This window comes from Nocardia thraciensis, from assembly GCF_054782435.1.
The window spans coordinates 388,346-403,564 of the sequence record NZ_BAAGSM010000033.1; the positions used below are offsets into that span (position 1 = coordinate 388,346).

At 69.6% G+C, this 15,219-nt stretch carries 15 protein-coding genes; 4 read left to right on the forward strand and 11 right to left on the reverse strand.

What is annotated here, in order from left to right:
• Positions 1-104 precede the first annotated feature (104 nt).
• From ACYVLQ_RS22980 to ftsH, 7 genes are all read right to left on the reverse strand, one after another.
• Positions 105-1,094: a DUF6779 domain-containing protein gene (locus ACYVLQ_RS22980; RefSeq protein ID WP_460699554.1), complete on the reverse strand. Its 990-nt coding sequence runs from the start codon at positions 1,092-1,094 to the stop codon at positions 105-107.
• Between the two features lie 70 nt (positions 1,095-1,164).
• Positions 1,165-1,635 (reverse strand): DUF3180 domain-containing protein, encoded by a 471-nt coding sequence (locus ACYVLQ_RS22985; protein WP_460699616.1) that lies wholly within the window; start codon positions 1,633-1,635, stop codon positions 1,165-1,167.
• A gap of 5 nt (positions 1,636-1,640) precedes the next feature.
• On the reverse strand, positions 1,641-2,174 hold the full coding sequence (folK, locus tag ACYVLQ_RS22990; RefSeq protein ID WP_460699555.1) for a 2-amino-4-hydroxy-6-hydroxymethyldihydropteridine diphosphokinase: 534 nt from the start codon (positions 2,172-2,174) through the stop codon (positions 1,641-1,643).
• 103 nt (positions 2,175-2,277) lie between these two features.
• Positions 2,278-2,700 (reverse strand): dihydroneopterin aldolase, encoded by a 423-nt coding sequence (folB, locus tag ACYVLQ_RS22995; RefSeq protein WP_460699556.1) that lies wholly within the window; start codon positions 2,698-2,700, stop codon positions 2,278-2,280.
• Positions 2,697-3,590: a dihydropteroate synthase gene (folP, locus tag ACYVLQ_RS23000; protein WP_460699617.1), complete on the reverse strand. Its 894-nt coding sequence runs from the start codon at positions 3,588-3,590 to the stop codon at positions 2,697-2,699. The genes folB and folP overlap by 4 nt, the downstream gene beginning before the upstream one ends.
• Positions 3,591-3,610: 20 nt before the next feature.
• Entirely contained in the window at positions 3,611-4,234 is a 624-nt protein-coding gene (folE, locus tag ACYVLQ_RS23005) for a GTP cyclohydrolase I FolE (protein ID WP_460699618.1), read from the reverse strand.
• Between the two features lie 176 nt (positions 4,235-4,410).
• Positions 4,411-6,822, reverse strand: a complete 2,412-nt coding sequence (gene ftsH / locus ACYVLQ_RS23010) for an ATP-dependent zinc metalloprotease FtsH (RefSeq protein ID WP_460699557.1) — start codon at positions 6,820-6,822, stop codon at positions 4,411-4,413.
• Positions 6,823-7,135: 313 nt separating this feature from the next.
• Between ftsH and ACYVLQ_RS23015 the strand changes: the two genes are divergently transcribed.
• On the forward strand, positions 7,136-8,056 hold the full coding sequence (locus ACYVLQ_RS23015; RefSeq protein WP_460699558.1) for a hypothetical protein: 921 nt from the start codon (positions 7,136-7,138) through the stop codon (positions 8,054-8,056).
• A 151-nt stretch (positions 8,057-8,207) separates the two neighbouring features.
• Here the strand turns inward: ACYVLQ_RS23015 and ACYVLQ_RS23020 are convergent, their stop codons facing one another.
• On the reverse strand, positions 8,208-9,035 hold the full coding sequence (locus ACYVLQ_RS23020; protein ID WP_460699559.1) for a DUF1266 domain-containing protein: 828 nt from the start codon (positions 9,033-9,035) through the stop codon (positions 8,208-8,210).
• A 158-nt stretch (positions 9,036-9,193) separates the two neighbouring features.
• Between ACYVLQ_RS23020 and ACYVLQ_RS23025 the strand changes: the two genes are divergently transcribed.
• Complete coding sequence (locus ACYVLQ_RS23025; RefSeq protein ID WP_460699560.1) at positions 9,194-9,427, forward strand: DUF2277 domain-containing protein; 234 nt, start codon at positions 9,194-9,196, stop codon at positions 9,425-9,427.
• Positions 9,428-9,435: 8 nt separating this feature from the next.
• On the opposite strand, the gene ACYVLQ_RS23030 is transcribed toward ACYVLQ_RS23025, so the two are convergent.
• Entirely contained in the window at positions 9,436-10,713 is a 1,278-nt protein-coding gene (locus ACYVLQ_RS23030; protein WP_460699561.1) for a PucR family transcriptional regulator, read from the reverse strand.
• Between the two features lie 533 nt (positions 10,714-11,246).
• Between ACYVLQ_RS23030 and ACYVLQ_RS23035 the strand changes: the two genes are divergently transcribed.
• Positions 11,247-12,773: an aldehyde dehydrogenase family protein gene (locus ACYVLQ_RS23035; RefSeq protein ID WP_460699619.1), complete on the forward strand. Its 1,527-nt coding sequence runs from the start codon at positions 11,247-11,249 to the stop codon at positions 12,771-12,773.
• On the forward strand, positions 12,770-13,609 hold the full coding sequence (locus tag ACYVLQ_RS23040; RefSeq protein ID WP_460699562.1) for an SDR family oxidoreductase: 840 nt from the start codon (positions 12,770-12,772) through the stop codon (positions 13,607-13,609). Before ACYVLQ_RS23035 ends, ACYVLQ_RS23040 begins: the two co-directional genes overlap by 4 nt.
• A 123-nt stretch (positions 13,610-13,732) precedes the next feature.
• On the opposite strand, the gene ACYVLQ_RS23045 is transcribed toward ACYVLQ_RS23040, so the two are convergent.
• Positions 13,733-14,413: a nucleoside/nucleotide kinase family protein gene (locus tag ACYVLQ_RS23045; protein ID WP_460699563.1), complete on the reverse strand. Its 681-nt coding sequence runs from the start codon at positions 14,411-14,413 to the stop codon at positions 13,733-13,735.
• Between the two features lie 100 nt (positions 14,414-14,513).
• A complete protein-coding gene (locus ACYVLQ_RS23050) occupies positions 14,514-15,203 on the reverse strand; it encodes a cyclase family protein (protein ID WP_460699620.1) in 690 nt (229 codons plus the stop codon).
• Positions 15,204-15,219 lie beyond the last annotated feature (16 nt).

Here is a 15,219-nt window from a genome sequence, read left to right on the forward strand (position 1 = left end):
CCAGTCCCGCCGCGCGGGTACCGGACGTATCGACACCGAGAATAGGCCGCGCCACCGGCCACGGACAGATCCCGGGCCGGTGATGTTGCCCACGAGCCGAAGCGTCAGCTCTGCTCCGAGCGGAGATTGGCCATGATCTCGGCGACCGACAGCTGACGCCCCGGATAGGCGTTGCCCTCCGAATCCGCCCGTCGCCGCCGCCGCGGGCTGACGCTCCCCACGGGCACCGGCGCCGCGGCGGGCACGGGCGCCCACGGCGGCTCGACATCGCCACCGCCGGGCCGCGGCGACAGCCGCTCGGCCGGCCGCGTCACCACCGAATCCGACTCCCAGCCGTTCGAATCCGGCTCCCAGCCGTTGCGCCGCGCTCCGCCGATCGGCTCGGTGTGCCGATCGGCCTCCCCGTACTCCGCGTACTCGGACGCGTCCGGTTCGTCCTCCGCGAAGTCCGCCGAGACCACGGCGGTTTCGGCCGTCACCGGATCGTCGTCGGGACTCGCGAAGATCGGCGGTTCGGGGTGGTCGGGTTCGAAGACCGGCCGCATCGAGGTGCGCGGGACCATCGGCGAACTCCACGCGTCCCAGGTCTCGGTTTCCGACGAGCTACCGTTCGCCGCCGCTTCGGGGAGCTCCTGCACGCGGAAGGCGTCGGCGCGCAGGGCCGGGCGTTCCACGGGCAGATCGCCGTCGAACAGCCGCTGCAGGCTTTCCCGCAGCACCGCGAGTTCGGCGCGCAGTGCGGCCATCTCGGCGGCGTCGGCGCCCATCTCCTCGCGCACTCGCGCCTCGACGCCGAGTTCGTACTCGCGCCGCGCGTTGATCTCCCGTTCCAGCTGCAGCTCGTACACCGTTTGCAGATCACGCGCCTTGGCCTTGTCGACCGCCGACTCACGACGGTAACGAGTGGCCGCCAACGCGCCGAGCACGGCCGCCCACAGCGCCGCCACCAGGCCGATGCGGATCAGTTGCAGGCTGTTGCTGAAGATCAGGAAAACGCTGGCAATCAGACCGAGCAGAATCAAAACGCCGACGAACAATTTTCCCGCGCCTTCCCGCCGTCGACGGGAAGTACTGCTACGGGAGGGTGAAACCATGCACGCCAGGGTAGCTCGGATGGCAAGTTCCGGCTGCCAGGTCGGTCGGTGATTCCGAGCAATAAGTTTGCTACGAAGTTGCCGGCTCGTCCGGCGGATCATGCGGTGCGCGACAGCAATACTCCAGCCACAGCGCCGCCGCCACCAGCAGCACGCCCGCCACCAGACCGACGATCGCCCCCGGGGTGTCCGCGGCCGCCGCGCGCAGCGTGGACCGCTGCGGGAACACCCAGATCAGGAAGCCCAGCCAGACACCGGCCGCCAGCGAGCCCACCTGCACCGACGCCTTGGCCAGCGCCACCGCGCGGGCCGCGGTGATCGGGTGCAGCTGTTTGGGGCCGTCGCCGATGCGCCGGTCGCCGACCCGCGCCCGAATCATGAAGGCCAGCACCGCCTCCAGCGTGGCCACCGGGTACAGCGACGCACCGGCGATCACGCTGATCGGCGGGAAGCTGGAGTAGGCCCATCGCGTGGCGATCCAGGCCACGACGGCCGCGATCAGCACATTCGCGGCCAGATCCAGCAGCCGCGTCGGCTTCATGACGTTCATGAGCGCGTCCTGGGCGCGATATCGGTGCGACGCACCCCTGCTCGCTCGCCGGAGTCCAACTCGGACAGCAGATCCCGCACCGGGCGCGACACCCCGTCCACTTCGAGCACCGCGTCGGGTTCCACCTCGAACCACGGGACCAGCACGAAGGCGCGGTGGTGCGCTTGCGGATGCGGCAGGATCAGCGCCGGATCGGTGCTGCGGACCGTCTGGAAGCCGCCGTCGCGATACTCCCCGCACCAGACCACATCGACATCCAGAGTCCGTGCGCCCCACCGGACCTCGCGCACGCGGTCCGCCGCCTGTTCCAGTTCCTGTCCGCGCCGCAACCACTCCCACGGCCCCGCGTCCGGATCGTCCACGAGCACAATCGCGTTCAGATAATCCTCCTGCGGCACCGGGCCCCACGGCGCGGTCGTGTACACCGACGACACCGCGACCAGATGTGGCGCAAACGAATCGACCACGCTGCGCAGCTGCGCCGCCCGGTCACCCAGATTCGACCCGATCGACAGCACGGCGCGGCTCATGCCCCCACCTCGCGAATCTTCCGCTCTCGCACAGATATACCCGCGGACAGGCGAACCCCGACAATTCGCGGGAGCAGTCCGGCGGTGCGCACGGTTCGTCCGCTCATCCGGCCGATTCCGTCCGAGCACCGGACCGCTCGTCCGGCGCCCGAGGTGGGGCACCGGCGCGGCTGCGATTCGCGACCACCCGCACATCGGCGAAGGTGTGCGGGATCGGCGCCGACGGCTTGTGCACGACCACCTCGGCGGCGGCGACGCGGGGATCGGTCATCACGTCGTCGGCGATCTCGGAGACCACCGTCTCGATCAGGTTGCGCGGTTCGCCCTCCACTATCGCCACCGCACGACCGGCCAGCGCGCCGTAGTCCACGGTGTCGCCCAGGGCGTCGGATTTCGCGGCCGCTGCGAAATCCATCCACAGGGTGATGTCGACGACGAATTCCTGTCCGTCGCGGCGCTCGAAATCGAAGCAGCCGTGGTGCCCGAAGGCCCGCAGCCCGCGCAGCTCGATGCGGTCGGAACTCACTCGTGCCCTGCCCTTCCCCGTCGCTCATCGGCAGCGCGGCGCCAGGCATCGGTGACCGCGATCGCGTCCAGTGAGGAACGCACGTCGTGCACCCGCACGCCCCACGCGCCGTGCAGGGCCGCCAGCGCGGACACCGTGGCCGTCGCGATCTCCCTGCCGTCGGGCGGGCGGGGGGTGGGCGCGCCGCTCCCGTCGCCGGGATCGGCCAGCAGCGCGCCGAGGAACCGCTTGCGGGAGGCGCCGATCAGCACCGGCAGGCCCTGGGCGGCCAGTTCCGGCAGGGCGCCCAGCAGCGCCCAGTCGTGCGCGGCGTTCTTGGCGAAGCCGAGGCCGGGATCGAGTACGAGGCGGCTCGGGTGCACGCCCGCGGACATGGCAAGGTCCACCTGGATCGACAGTTCCCCGAGCACCTCGGCGACCACGTCGTCGTAGTGCTCGGCGGGGCCGGTGTGCCGGTAGTCGGCGGCCGCACGCCAGTGCATGAGAATCCACGGAATCTCCGCCGCCGCAACCACTTTCACCATGTCCGGGTCCGCCCGGCCGCCCGATACGTCGTTGACCACCGAGACGCCCACCGCGGCGGCCGCCTCGGCGACGCTCGCCCGCATGGTGTCCACGCTGGTCGGCACCCCGGCCGCGACCAGGCCCCGGATCACCGGAACGACCCGGTCCGCCTCGATCCGCGGGTCGATGCGGACCGCGCCGGGGCGTGTCGATTCGCCGCCCACGTCGATGATGTCCGCACCGGCCTCGTACAGCCGCACGCCGTGCGCGATGGCCAGCCCCGGATCCAGATAGCGGCCCCCGTCGGAGAACGAGTCGCTGGTGACGTTGACGACGCCCATCACCACGCAGGAGCGCCCCCCGCGCGGTCGCGGGAGCTGCGTCAGTCCGGACACGGCACGCTCGCTCACTTCCGCAGGATCAGATCGAGTGCCTCTGCGCGGGAGGAGGCGCTGGTCTGCAGCAGACCGCGCACGGCGGAGGTGGTCGTGCTGGCGCCGGGCTTGCGGATGCCGCGCATCGCCATACACAGATGCTCGGCCTCGACCACCACGATCGCGCCGCGCGGATCCAGCTTGCGCATCACGGCATCGGCGATCTGGCTGGTCAGCCGCTCCTGTACCTGTGGCCGCTTGGCGTACAGGTCCACCAGCCGGGCCAGTTTCGACAGCCCGGTGACCCGCCCGTGCGGACCCGGGATGTACCCGACGTGCGCGACGCCGTGGAACGACACCAGGTGGTGTTCGCACGTCGAGTACAGCGGAATGTCGCGCACCAGCACGAGTTCCTGGTGACCCTCGTCGAACGTGGTATTCAGCACCGAGTCGGGCTCGGTGTACAGGCCCGCGAACATCTCCCGATAGGCCCGCGCGACGCGGGCCGGGGTATCGGCCAGGCCCGGCCGGTCGGGATTCTCACCGACCGCGAGCAGCAGTTCCCGGACGGCGGCCTCGGCGCGCTCCTGATCGAAGGGGCGGCCGGTATCCAGTGCGACCGGGCGCGCGGCGGACTCGAAGTCCTCCGCCACCACGGACGACGCGTCGGATTCGGCAACGGCACGGTTGTTGACCGACACTCGAGGACACCTCCACAACTCAAGTCATCAATCGCGCCCGGCAGTGCGGGTCGCGGCCCTCTAGCCTCGAACGCGACCGGGGCGCCGGCAATTCCTCGGCACCCCGTCCGTCGAGCCTAATCACAGGCCGATCAGTGTCGACCGTTCGGTCCGTCCCATTCACTGCCCTCGCCCTCGCCGTTGGGTCGTCCGTAGCCCGAACCCTCCGGGTCGCCCGGTTGGTTCCATCCGGGACGGCCGTAGCGCTGGCCACCGGCAGGCGCCCAGCCGCCCTGACCCGGCGCGCCACCCTGGCCCTGCGCACCGCCGTAACCCGGCCCCGGCGCACCGGGACCCGGCTGCCGACCGGACTGCTCCTCCTGCGGCGGCCACCCCGGCGCCGACCATCCGGCCGGGGCGCCGTAGTCGGGCCGCGAACCGTGCGTGCCGCCGGCCTGGCGCGGATACCCGGAGCCAGAACCACTGGGCTGCGGGTAGCCGCTCGGCTGCGGCGCCGGATATCCGTAGCCGGGCTGCGCGCCCTGCTGGCCGGGCTCCGGCGGATAGCCGTTGGCCGGAACCGGTTGCGCGGCGGCCTTGACCGCCTCCTCCTGCTCGTCCGGCCACGGTTCGCCGCGCTCGGCGGCCAGCTCGCGCGGGGTCTTCACCGGCGGCCGGTCCGAGGGAACGCGATTGCCGAAGTCGTTGAACGCCGTGATCTGCGGCCGCTTGTCGACGGTGGACAGCACCTCCTCGAGGTCCCTGCGGTGCAGCGTCTCGCGCTCGAGCAGCGCGGTGGCCAGCGAGTCCAGTTCGTCGCGGTAGTCGTTGAGGATCGCCCATGCCTCGGTGTGCGCGGCCTCGATCAGGTTGCGCACCTCCTCGTCGATCTCGCGGGCGACCTCGTGCGAGTAGTCGGGGCTCGTGCCCATCGTGCGACCCAGGAACGGGTCGCCCTGCTCCTGGCCGTAGCGGACCGCGCCGAGCCGCGCGCTCATGCCGTATTCGGTGACCATCGCGCGGGCGATCTTGGTGGCCTGGTCGATATCGGAGGACGCGCCGGTGGTGGGCTCGTGGAACACCAGTTCCTCGGCCGCGCGGCCGCCCATCGCCATGACCAGCCGGGAGATCATCTCCGAGCGGGTCATCAGGCCCTTGTCGTCCTCGGGCACGGTCATGGCGTGGCCGCCGGTGCGACCGCGGGCCAGGATCGTCACCTTGTAGACCGGCTCGATATCGGGCATCGCCCAGGCGGCCAGGGCATGGCCGCCCTCGTGGTAGGCGGTGATCTTCTTCTCGTGCTCGCTGATGATGCGGCTCTTGCGGCGCGGACCGCCGATCACGCGATCCACCGACTCCTCGAGCGCCGGACCGGTGATCACATTGCCGTGCTCGCGGGCGGTCAGCAGGGCGGCCTCGTTGATGACGTTGGCCAGATCGGCGCCGGACATGCCGACGGTGCGCTTGGCCAGGCCGTCGAGGTCGGCGTCGGGGGCGATCGGCTTACCCGACGAATGCACCCGCAGGATGGCTCGGCGACCCGCGAGATCCGGGTTGCTCACCGGGATCTGGCGGTCGAACCGACCGGGGCGCAGCAGCGCCGGGTCCAGGATGTCGGGGCGGTTGGTGGCCGCGATGATGATCACTCCGGTGCGGTCGCCGAAGCCGTCCATCTCGACCAGCAACTGGTTCAGCGTCTGCTCGCGCTCGTCGTGGCCGCCGCCGAGGCCCGCGCCGCGCTGGCGGCCGACCGCGTCGATCTCGTCGACGAAGATGATGCAGGGGCTGTTCTGCTTGGCCTGGTCGAACAGGTCGCGCACGCGCGACGCGCCGACGCCGACGAACATTTCCACGAAGTCCGAACCGGAGATGGTGAAGAACGGCACCCCGGCCTCACCGGCCACCGCGCGAGCCAGCAGCGTCTTACCGGTGCCGGGCGGCCCGTAGAGCAGCACGCCCTTCGGGATCTTCGCGCCCAGCGCCTGGTAGCGGGCCGGATTCTGCAGGAAGTCCTTGATCTCGTACAGCTCTTCGACGGCCTCGTCGGCGCCCGCCACGTCCGCGAACGTGGTCTTGGGCATGTCCTTGGACAGCTGTTTGGCCTTGGACTTGCCGAAGCCCATCATGCCGCCGCGGCCGCCGCCCTGCATGCGCGCCATCACGAAGACGAACAGGCCGAGCAGGATCACCATCGGCAGCACGAACAGCAATATCTGGGTGAACCAGCTGTCCTGCTTGACCGAGGTGTTGTAAGGCGCGCCCGAGTCCTGCACATTCTTGAGCACCTGGGCGGAGACCTCGCTGCCGCCCGGGTACTTGGCGATGATCTGGGTCTGGCCGCCGGTCGCATCGTTGCCCTTGTTCAGGGTGATGCGTAGCTGCTGTTCCTTGTCATCGATCTGGACCTGCTTGACATTGGGCTTGTCCTGCAGCTGGGTGAGCGCCACCGAGGTATCGACGTTCTTCCAGCCGCGCGTGTCGTTGCTGAAGTAGCTGACCAGATAGATCACGAGCAGGATGCCCGCGACTATGGCCAGGTTGCGAAACACTGTCTTGCGGTTCATAGAGCGTCGGCCGGCGGGCCAGTCCTTTCCGGTAATTCCGGTGCGTGCCTACGATGCGTCGAGCATTGGCCGTAACCATTCCGAATCCCGGCCGGGTCCGGCGGAACGGATGCGGACAAGCCACGTTACCGCGTACGGTCTACTCGATACATCGCGCAGTTCGGCAGCTGATGGCAGTTCAGGTAGTAAACGGTCGGAGAACGCAGGTGGTTCCCGTCCTCCCGGGCCCGACACCTGTGGGTGTCTACCCGAGTGGCAACAATCATGGCATGCACGTCCTATTGTGAGCGACGACACAACAAGCGCAGGGGGTATGGACATAGTCGAGCTACGGACACCCACAGCGATTCTGCGTCATGGCGGCGGGCGCCTGCAGGTGCTGCGCCCCGGCGGGACCGACGGCGAGCGCGTGCTCGACGTGCCGATCTCCGATCTGCTCAAGGTCAGACTCAACCGGCGCACCGACGACGCCGTCGTCATCGAAATCTATCTGCGGTATCCCACGTCCCTGCTGACCGGCATTCCCGCCGACCGCACGCCCCTCCCGGTGCTGATAGCGGAGCACGACGTACCGGCCGCCACCGTGATCGTGGAGCGGATCAACGCCCAGATCGTGGCGACCCAGCGCATCGATATGTCCATGCCGGATCTCACACCCCCTGCTCCCGCCTGGGGGAAGTCCGGCCCCTCCCGGGCGGATGTGGATCGCGCCGTGCGCCGGATGGCGCCGCGGCGCGAGGCCCGCTCGGCGATCGCGGTGCTGCACCGGCTGGTCGCCCCCGAGGAGTTCGCGCTGGAGGCGGCACTGGTCAGTGCCGAGCCGCCGACCGGGCGCGGGCGCGGACTGCTGGCCGTCACCACCGAACGGATGCTGTTCGTCTCCGTCGGCTCGGCCGCCCGCTACGCCTACGAGATGCCTGTCGGGGCGCTGCTGTCCGCGCGGCTGACCCACGATTCCGGCAGCACGGGCGAATACGGCATCGATGTCACCGACGGCAATGTGACGCTGCACTTCACCGGCGTCGACCGCGCCGACACCGACCGGGTCGTGGGCGCGCTCACCTTCGCGATCCAGCGCGAGTCGGCCGACGGCGCCGTCGCGCCGCCGGATCCCGGTGTCTCGCAGCTGTATTCGGAGTGGGAGCTGCTGGTCGAGCGCCATTCCCTCGGCATGGTCGACGACGCCCAGTTCCAGCGCTACGGCCGCGGCATCCTCCGCTCCCTGCCGGACTAGAGACCACACAGACGAAGCGGGCCCGCGCCGTCCGGCGCGGGCCTCCGTCATTCCGGCACACCGACGCCCTTCGTCATTCCGGCACACCGGCACCCTTCGTCATTCCGGCACACCAGCGCCCTTCGTCATTCCGGCACGCTTTTGGCCGGAATCACTCGGAGGGCTGCAGCGAGATGCGCCGCCACGGACTGGTGGGCCGCATCCACAGGCGCACCAGTTCCAGGCGCCTGTCCACCCCGCCCGACTTGAGTTCGGCCAGGTCCTCGCAGGCCTGCCAGTAGGTCCAGCCGGTGAGGAAGGCATCGCCGAACTGCCGCCAGTTGCGGTAGCGCCGCTGCGCGGGCGCCAGCGCGCGCATCACGTAGTCCCAGGCGACCTCGGCGTCGAGATAGCCCGCGGTGAACGCCATCCGCGCCACCGCCACGACGCGGGCCAGGTCCCATGCCTCGATATCGGCGGGCAGCGGCTCGACCAGGTGGTCGATCAGGCCGAGCTTGATCGCCTGCGACCAGATGTCGTAATCACGCACCAGCGCCTCGGGATTGTCCATGCCGCGGAACGAACCGACCTGCCGCAGGAACGCCCGGTGCCGGTCGGCGCGCTCGCCAAACCGATCCCGCTCCGGCGAATTGATCGCGGTGGTCACCAGCGGGTGCACCAGCGCGTACAGCGGAGAGTGCATGCCATCGAGCAACTGCTCCATCGATGCCATCGCCTCGGTGCCATCGGTGATGCCCCAGGCGCCGGTGAGGGTGTCGATCGCCAACTCGCGCCGGTCGCCCATCGGATGCTCCCGTTCGGGGCCGAGCAGCAGCGCGTCGTGGAAAGCGTCCCAGCGCGCCGAATAGAACGCGCCTAGCGACAGCGCGCGCAACTCGTCGTCGGAGACCTGTGCGCCGGACCAGTGATCCTCCTCGCGCCGGTCCAGATCCTCGTAGGGGAAGGTGGTCAGCGTCGGCACGTCGCGGGCAGCAGCCATGCCTCCGATTGTGTCCCATGGATCGTGGGCCGTGTCGAATTGCGCCACCTTCGGCGTCGCGGTTCGCCGCAGCAGCCATCCGAGAACCAAGCACACAATTTTCACAGCTGTAGATTGTTGCGCTGTCGCGGGCCGGAACCGAGGACTAATCTCTGGCCATGAGTAGAAACATCACCGTCCTGCGTGGGCTCGAGCCACCCGCGACCGAGCAGGAAATCTACGCGGCCGCACAGGAATACGTGCGGAAGGTCGGTGGTGTGTCCGGCCTGTCGTCCACCACCAAGCCCGCCTTCGACAAGGCCGTCGCGACCATCGCCGCGGCGACCACCACGCTGCTGGCGGAGCTCCCGACCAGCGGCCTGCCGCCGACCACCGACTCGCCCCTGCGCTGAGCGCCCGGTCATACCCCGTAGATCGCCACGCAGTCCAGCGCGATCTCCAGTCGCAGACTGCGCTGCTCGATCGGGTGCCCGAGCAGCTCCTCGATTCGCTGTATTCGATAGCGCACCGTGTTCTTGTGCACCCCAAGCCTTTTCGCGGCGGCATCCGGACTGCGGTGACAGCGCAGGTAGGCGTGCAGCGTATCGCGCAGCCGGGCGGAACCGGCGTCCGGACGCACCAGCGCGCCGAGCTCGCGGTCGATCAGCGCGCGCATCGCCGCCTCGTCCGCACCGGCGAGATAGGCCACCTCCACCTCCGGATAACGCAGTAGCCGCGGGACCTCGCGCACCGCACGCTCGGCGACGTGCCGGGCGGCCACGGCCTCCCGGTGGCTCTGCCGGAATCCGGAGATCCGGTCCGCGGGCGTTCCGACCGCGATCCGTACGGGGGGCTCGACGGTCAGCGCCGCGCCGTCCGGGACCGCATCGCCATCCACACCGATCCATGCCCACAGCGCGGCCGCGCCGGACGGCACCGTCAGCACCCCGCCGTTGCCGACCGCACCCGCGAGCCGCGCCGCCACCCGCTCCAGCCGTCCCAGCGCCTCGCTCTCGCCCGGCGTCGCCGGCAGTACCGGATCGCCGTCGGCCGTCAGCGCACCCGCGACGGCATCCTCGTCGGTCCACAGCACACACGCGAGATGCCGCTGCGCCAGGCGGTATCCCAGGCGGGCCGTGGCCTGATCGGCATCCAGCTCCTCCCCGGCCAGCAGCGCCCGCACGATCTCGGTGCGCTGGTTCAGCGCCGCGCGCAGCCCGCGTTCGCGCTCCTCCATGTAGGTGTCGGTGAGCGCCTCGATCGAGGTGCTGATCCATCGGATGGACCGGTCGAACAGGCGCAGCAGTGTCGCGCGTTCGGTCTCCGGCGGCAGCTGACGCTGCTCCAGCACCTCCGTCATGTACTCGAGCACGGCTTCCTGACCCACGTGATAGACCCGCAGCAGCAATCGCAGATCGTGGCCGCGGCGCGCGATGGTGCGGGCGAAGGCGTGCGCCTGCTCGGGCACCGGGTAGTCCAGCTTGTCCTGGGTCAGGCCGCTCAGCACGACCAGGGCGTGGGCTCGGGTGCTGGTCTCCAGGTCGTGGCGCATATCGCGGTCGGCCAGTTCCGGGACGCGGGCGATGATCTCGCGGTTCAGCCGCTGCACCACCTGCTCGAGGGTTTCGGTGCGCAGCGTCTCGGCGACGAAATCCGCGAGCCACTGCCGCACCACCACGCCGGTCGCGTCGATCGTCACGAGAGCACCTCCGATATTTGTTCTCAGAGTACAAAGCTCTCGGAGGTCATTGACCGTCAAGGCCAAGACGCCGCCACATGGCTTGTGTGACGATCATAGATCAGTGAAGTGATTCACAAAGTCGCAACGCAGCGCCCGTGGGAGAGCAGAACGTGACGAATACCGACCCGGCCCCGGAGGCGGGCAAGTCAGCACGCAGTACGCCCGCCGAGAATTCCGCCGGGGCCCCGGGCGGAAAGGCCGCCGAGTCTCGCGGTGCGAAGAAGACCGCCGCGAAAAAGGCCCCGGCCAAGAAGACCGCGGCGAAGAAGACGGCATCGAAGACCTCGACAGCCAAGACCTCGGCATCGAAGACCTCCACCGCCAAAACCTCGGCAGCCAAGACCCCCACCGCCAAAACCTCGGCAGCCAAAACCTCTCCAGCCAAGGCGCCGACAGCAAAGTCAACCGCCACCGCGCCCCCGGCCTCCGAGACTCCCTCCGCCGAAGCCTCCGCTTCCGAGACCACCGCGAAAACAGCCGCGGCGGCCGAGATCGAGGTCCGTAACCCCGCCACCGGCGAGGTGGTCGGGCGCGTGCCGGTGGATTCGGCGGAGACGGTCGCGGCCAAGGTCGGCCAGCTTCGGCTCTACCAGCCGGAGTGGGAGGCGATCGGCGCGGAGGGGCGCAAGCGGTGGCTGCTGAAACTGCAGGACTGGCTCATCGACAACACCGACCACCTGGGTGACGTGCTGCAGTCGGAGACCGGCAAGCCGCGGGTGGACGCGCTCATCGACCCGGCCTTCTCGGTGGACCTGATCGGCTACTACGCGCGCCGCGCGGGCAAGTTCCTGGCCGACGAGCATCCGTCGCCGCACAGCCCGCTGGCGCGGGTCAAGCGGCTCACCACCGTCTATCGGCCCTATCCGGTCGTCGGCGTGATCACGCCGTGGAACTTCCCGCTGGCCATGCCCGCGCTGGACGTCGTCCCGGCGCTCGCCGCGGGTGCGGCGGTACTGCTCAAACCGTCCGAGGTGACCCCGCTGTCGGCGCTGGAGCTGGCCCGCGGCTGGGCGGAGATCGGCGCGCCGCCGGTGCTGGCGGTCACCACGGGCGCCGGGGAAACCGGTGCGGCCGTGGTCGACACCGTCGACTACGTGCAGTTCACCGGTTCGACCAAGACCGGCCGGGCGATCGCGAAGGCCTGCGTCGATCGGCTCGTCCCCTACAGCCTCGAGCTCGGCGGCAAGGATCCGGCGATCGTGCTCGCCGACGCCGATATCGACCGGGCCGCCTACGGCATCGCGTTCGGCGGGCTGTTCAACGCGGGCCAGGTGTGCATCTCGGTGGAGCGGGTGTACGTCGAGGAGCCGGTGTACGACGAGTTCGTCGCCAAGCTGAGCGAGCATGTGCGCGGCCTGCGCCAGGGCACCGACGGCCGGGAGTCCCGCTACGACGTCGGCGCGCTGGCCAACGAAGCGCAGAAAGCCATTGTCACCAGCCACGTCGACGACGCGATCGCCAAGGGCGCCAGGGCCTTGACGGGCGGCAAGCCGACCGGGGTGGGCACCTACTTCGAGCCGACCGTGCTGGTGGACGTCGATCACGGCATGTCCTGCATGACCGAGGAGACCTTCGGGCCGACCCTGCCGGTGATGAAGGTGGCCGACGAGACCGAAGCCGTTGCGCTGGCCAATGATTCGATCTACGGCCTGTCGGCATCGGTGTGGACCGGCGACAAGGCGCGCGGCGAACGCATTGCGCGGCAACTGAACGCGGGCGCGGTGAATATCAACGATGTCTTCTCCAACTTGTTCAACTTCGCCCTGCCGATGGGCGGCTGGCGTCAGTCCGGCGTGGGGTACCGCTGGGGCGGCGCGGAGGGCGTGCGCAAGTACTGCCGCAGGCAGGCCGTGACGGCGCCGATCCTGCCGACGCAGCAGAAGGAACTGTTCTGGTTCCCGTACAGCACAACGAAACTCGGCTTCGCCATGGCCGCCATGCGCGCCGCCGGGGCCCGTGGCATGCGACGCCTGGGAATCATGGATGTCATCAACACCGTGGGAGGTAAGGACAAGTGACGGACTTCGGAACGCTTCGCGGCAAGGTGGTCGTGATCACCGGCGGAGCCCGCGGCATCGGCCTCGCCACGGCCACCGCGCTGCAGACCCTGGGGGCGAGGATCGCCATCGGCGACGTGGACGAGACGGCGGTCAAGGAGTCCGGTACGGCACGGGATTTCGACTACTACGGCCCGCTCGACGTCACCGACCAGCAGTCGTTCGAGGGCTTCCTCGACGAGGTGGAGCGCCAGCTGGGCCCGATCGATGTGCTGATCAACAACGCCGGGATCATGCCGACCGGCAAGCTGGTCGATGAGCCGGACGCGCTTACCCGGCGCATCCTCGACATCAATGTCTACGGGGTGATCCTGGGCTCGAAGCTGGCGGCGTCCAGGATGCTGCCGCGCCGCAGCGGGCATGTCGTCAACATCGCCTCGCTGGCCGGGGAGACCCATATCCCGGGCCTGGCCACCTACAACGCCAGCAAGCACGCGGTGCTCGGCTTCACCGACACGCTCCGCGAGGAGTACCGGGGCAGCGGGGTGGCGTTCTCCTCGGTGCTGCCGACGCTGACGAAGACCGAATTGGGTTCGGGCGTCACCGCGCCGAAGCTGCTGCGCCCCGCCGAGCCGGAGGAGATCGCCGACGCGATCGCCAAACTGCTGGTCGACCGCCGGTCCAAGGTCCGGGTCACCACGGTGGCCGGGGTGATCTCGCAGGTGGTCGGGCTGCTGCCGGAGGCGCTGGGCGACGCCATCGGCCGGGCCCTGGGCGCCCAGAGCGCCTTCCTCGACGAGGTCGACACGGCCGCGCGCAAGGCCTACGAGGACCGGGTGCGCACCACGAACAAGTAGCGGTCGCTATCACGTTGCCGAGCAACCATTTCCGGATGCCTTGCGCAGCGCCGCCGCCGTGGCGACGCGATCCTGCGAATATCTGGGCACCCGGGAGTGGCTGCGGCATCTGCCCGGGCCGGTTCAGAGCAGCAGATAGTTCCGCCCGCTCGTCCGCAGCACCAGATCCGCGCGCTCGCGCGTCTTGGCGACCAGCTCCGCGTTCAGCAGATCGCTGTCCGCCACCTTCGACCGCGCGAGCTCCTCGCTCTTGCCGCCGCGAACATGGCGGCGCACCAGTCGTTTTCGCAGCAGCTCGGCGGGTGCGTCGACATACCAGGCCGCATCGAGGTACTCCCGCACCGCCGACCACCCGGCCGTCCCGATGTCGTCGAGCAGCAGGTAGTTCCCCTCGGTGATCGCGATGGACTGCTCGCGGAACACCACACCGTCGGGGACCGGCTCGTGCTGCGCGCGATCGTAGATCGGCCACGAAAGCCGGTGTCCCGGTGGCAGTTCCCGGAGTCTGCGCAGATGATCCAGGTACGCCGCCACATCGAAGGTGTCGGGTTCGCCCTTGCGCGCCAGCGCGCCCGCCACCCGCAGTTCGGCATTGGTCAGATGGAATCCGTCCATCGGCGCCACCTCGGCGATCGGCGCGTCGAGGTGCGCGTTCAGGGTGTCGCGCAGCGCCGCGGCCAGCGTCGACTTACCCGCTCCCGGCGGTCCCGCGACACCCAGCACGAACCGCCCGTCCCGGGCTCCGGCCCGATCCCGCACCCACGCCGCCAGCTCCTCGAGCGAAATCTCGCCATGACCGACCATCCGGCCGACCCTACCTTCGCTCGCGCCCATCCGGCCCGCGCCGTTCCGTAGCTCGAAAACACCGGCCTGTCGCCGAGCAATTCGGCCCGGCCCGTGCGGATCAAGGAGGGATCAGTCCGTACACACCGGCGGGCGACCCCGATCCGCCCCGGTGGATCGGCCCTCCGGCCAGCACCCAGGCGCCGGTGGCGGGCAGCGCGGCGAGGTTGGCGAGGCACTCCAGGCTGATCCGATGCTCGCGATAGAGCAGTTTCGACACGGTGTAGGACGTATCGGTCCCCAGATCCGGCCCGAAGGTGTCGATCCCCAGGGCGCCCCGCCGCCCGAGGCGCCCGGTACCGAGCAGCCAGCGCACGGCGGCGGGCGCGAATCCCGGTTGGTGGCCCTCGAATTCACCGAGGCCGAGGAACTCCGGCGTACCCCACAGCCCATCCCAGCCCGTCCAGGCCACGACGGCGGCACCGGCCGGGATCGGGCCGTGACGCCGTTCCCAGTCGAGCAGATCGTCGACCGTGACCGCGTAATCCCGGTTCCCCGAGCACTTTTCGCGCAGGTCGAGCTTGACCGCGGGCAGGAACAGATCCTCGGGCCGGAGTTCGTCGGCCGCGGCTCCCGCCGGGTCGAAGTGAACCGGTGCGCCCCAATGGGTTCCGGTGTGCTCACCCTGCCGGATATAGCGCAGGTAGTAACCGTCGCGCTCGATCGTCGCCACCGTCTCGCACGTGAAGACGGGATCGCCCGGGTACAGCGGCGTGGTGGCCGGGTCGTGCACATGCGACAGGTCGACCATCCGCGCGAACGGCGCC

Bases quoted from the DNA above. Each gene is read 5' to 3' on its own strand.
- ACYVLQ_RS22980 (WP_460699554.1), bottom strand. From the start codon at position 1,094: ATGGTTTCACCCTCCCGTAGCAGTACTTCCCGTCGACGGCGGGAAGGC.
- ACYVLQ_RS22985 (WP_460699616.1), bottom strand. From the start codon at position 1,635: ATGAAGCCGACGCGGCTGCTGGATCTGGCCGCGAATGTGCTGATCGCG.
- folK (WP_460699555.1), bottom strand. From the start codon at position 2,174: ATGAGCCGCGCCGTGCTGTCGATCGGGTCGAATCTGGGTGACCGGGCG.
- ftsH (WP_460699557.1), bottom strand. From the start codon at position 6,822: ATGAACCGCAAGACAGTGTTTCGCAACCTGGCCATAGTCGCGGGCATC.
- ACYVLQ_RS23015 (WP_460699558.1), top strand. From the start codon at position 7,136: ATGGACATAGTCGAGCTACGGACACCCACAGCGATTCTGCGTCATGGC.
- ACYVLQ_RS23020 (WP_460699559.1), bottom strand. From the start codon at position 9,035: ATGGCTGCTGCCCGCGACGTGCCGACGCTGACCACCTTCCCCTACGAG.
- ACYVLQ_RS23025 (WP_460699560.1), top strand. From the start codon at position 9,194: ATGAGTAGAAACATCACCGTCCTGCGTGGGCTCGAGCCACCCGCGACC.
- ACYVLQ_RS23045 (WP_460699563.1), bottom strand. From the start codon at position 14,413: ATGGTCGGTCATGGCGAGATTTCGCTCGAGGAGCTGGCGGCGTGGGTG.
- ACYVLQ_RS23050 (WP_460699620.1), bottom strand. From the start codon at position 15,203: ATGGTCGACCTGTCGCATGTGCACGACCCGGCCACCACGCCGCTGTAC.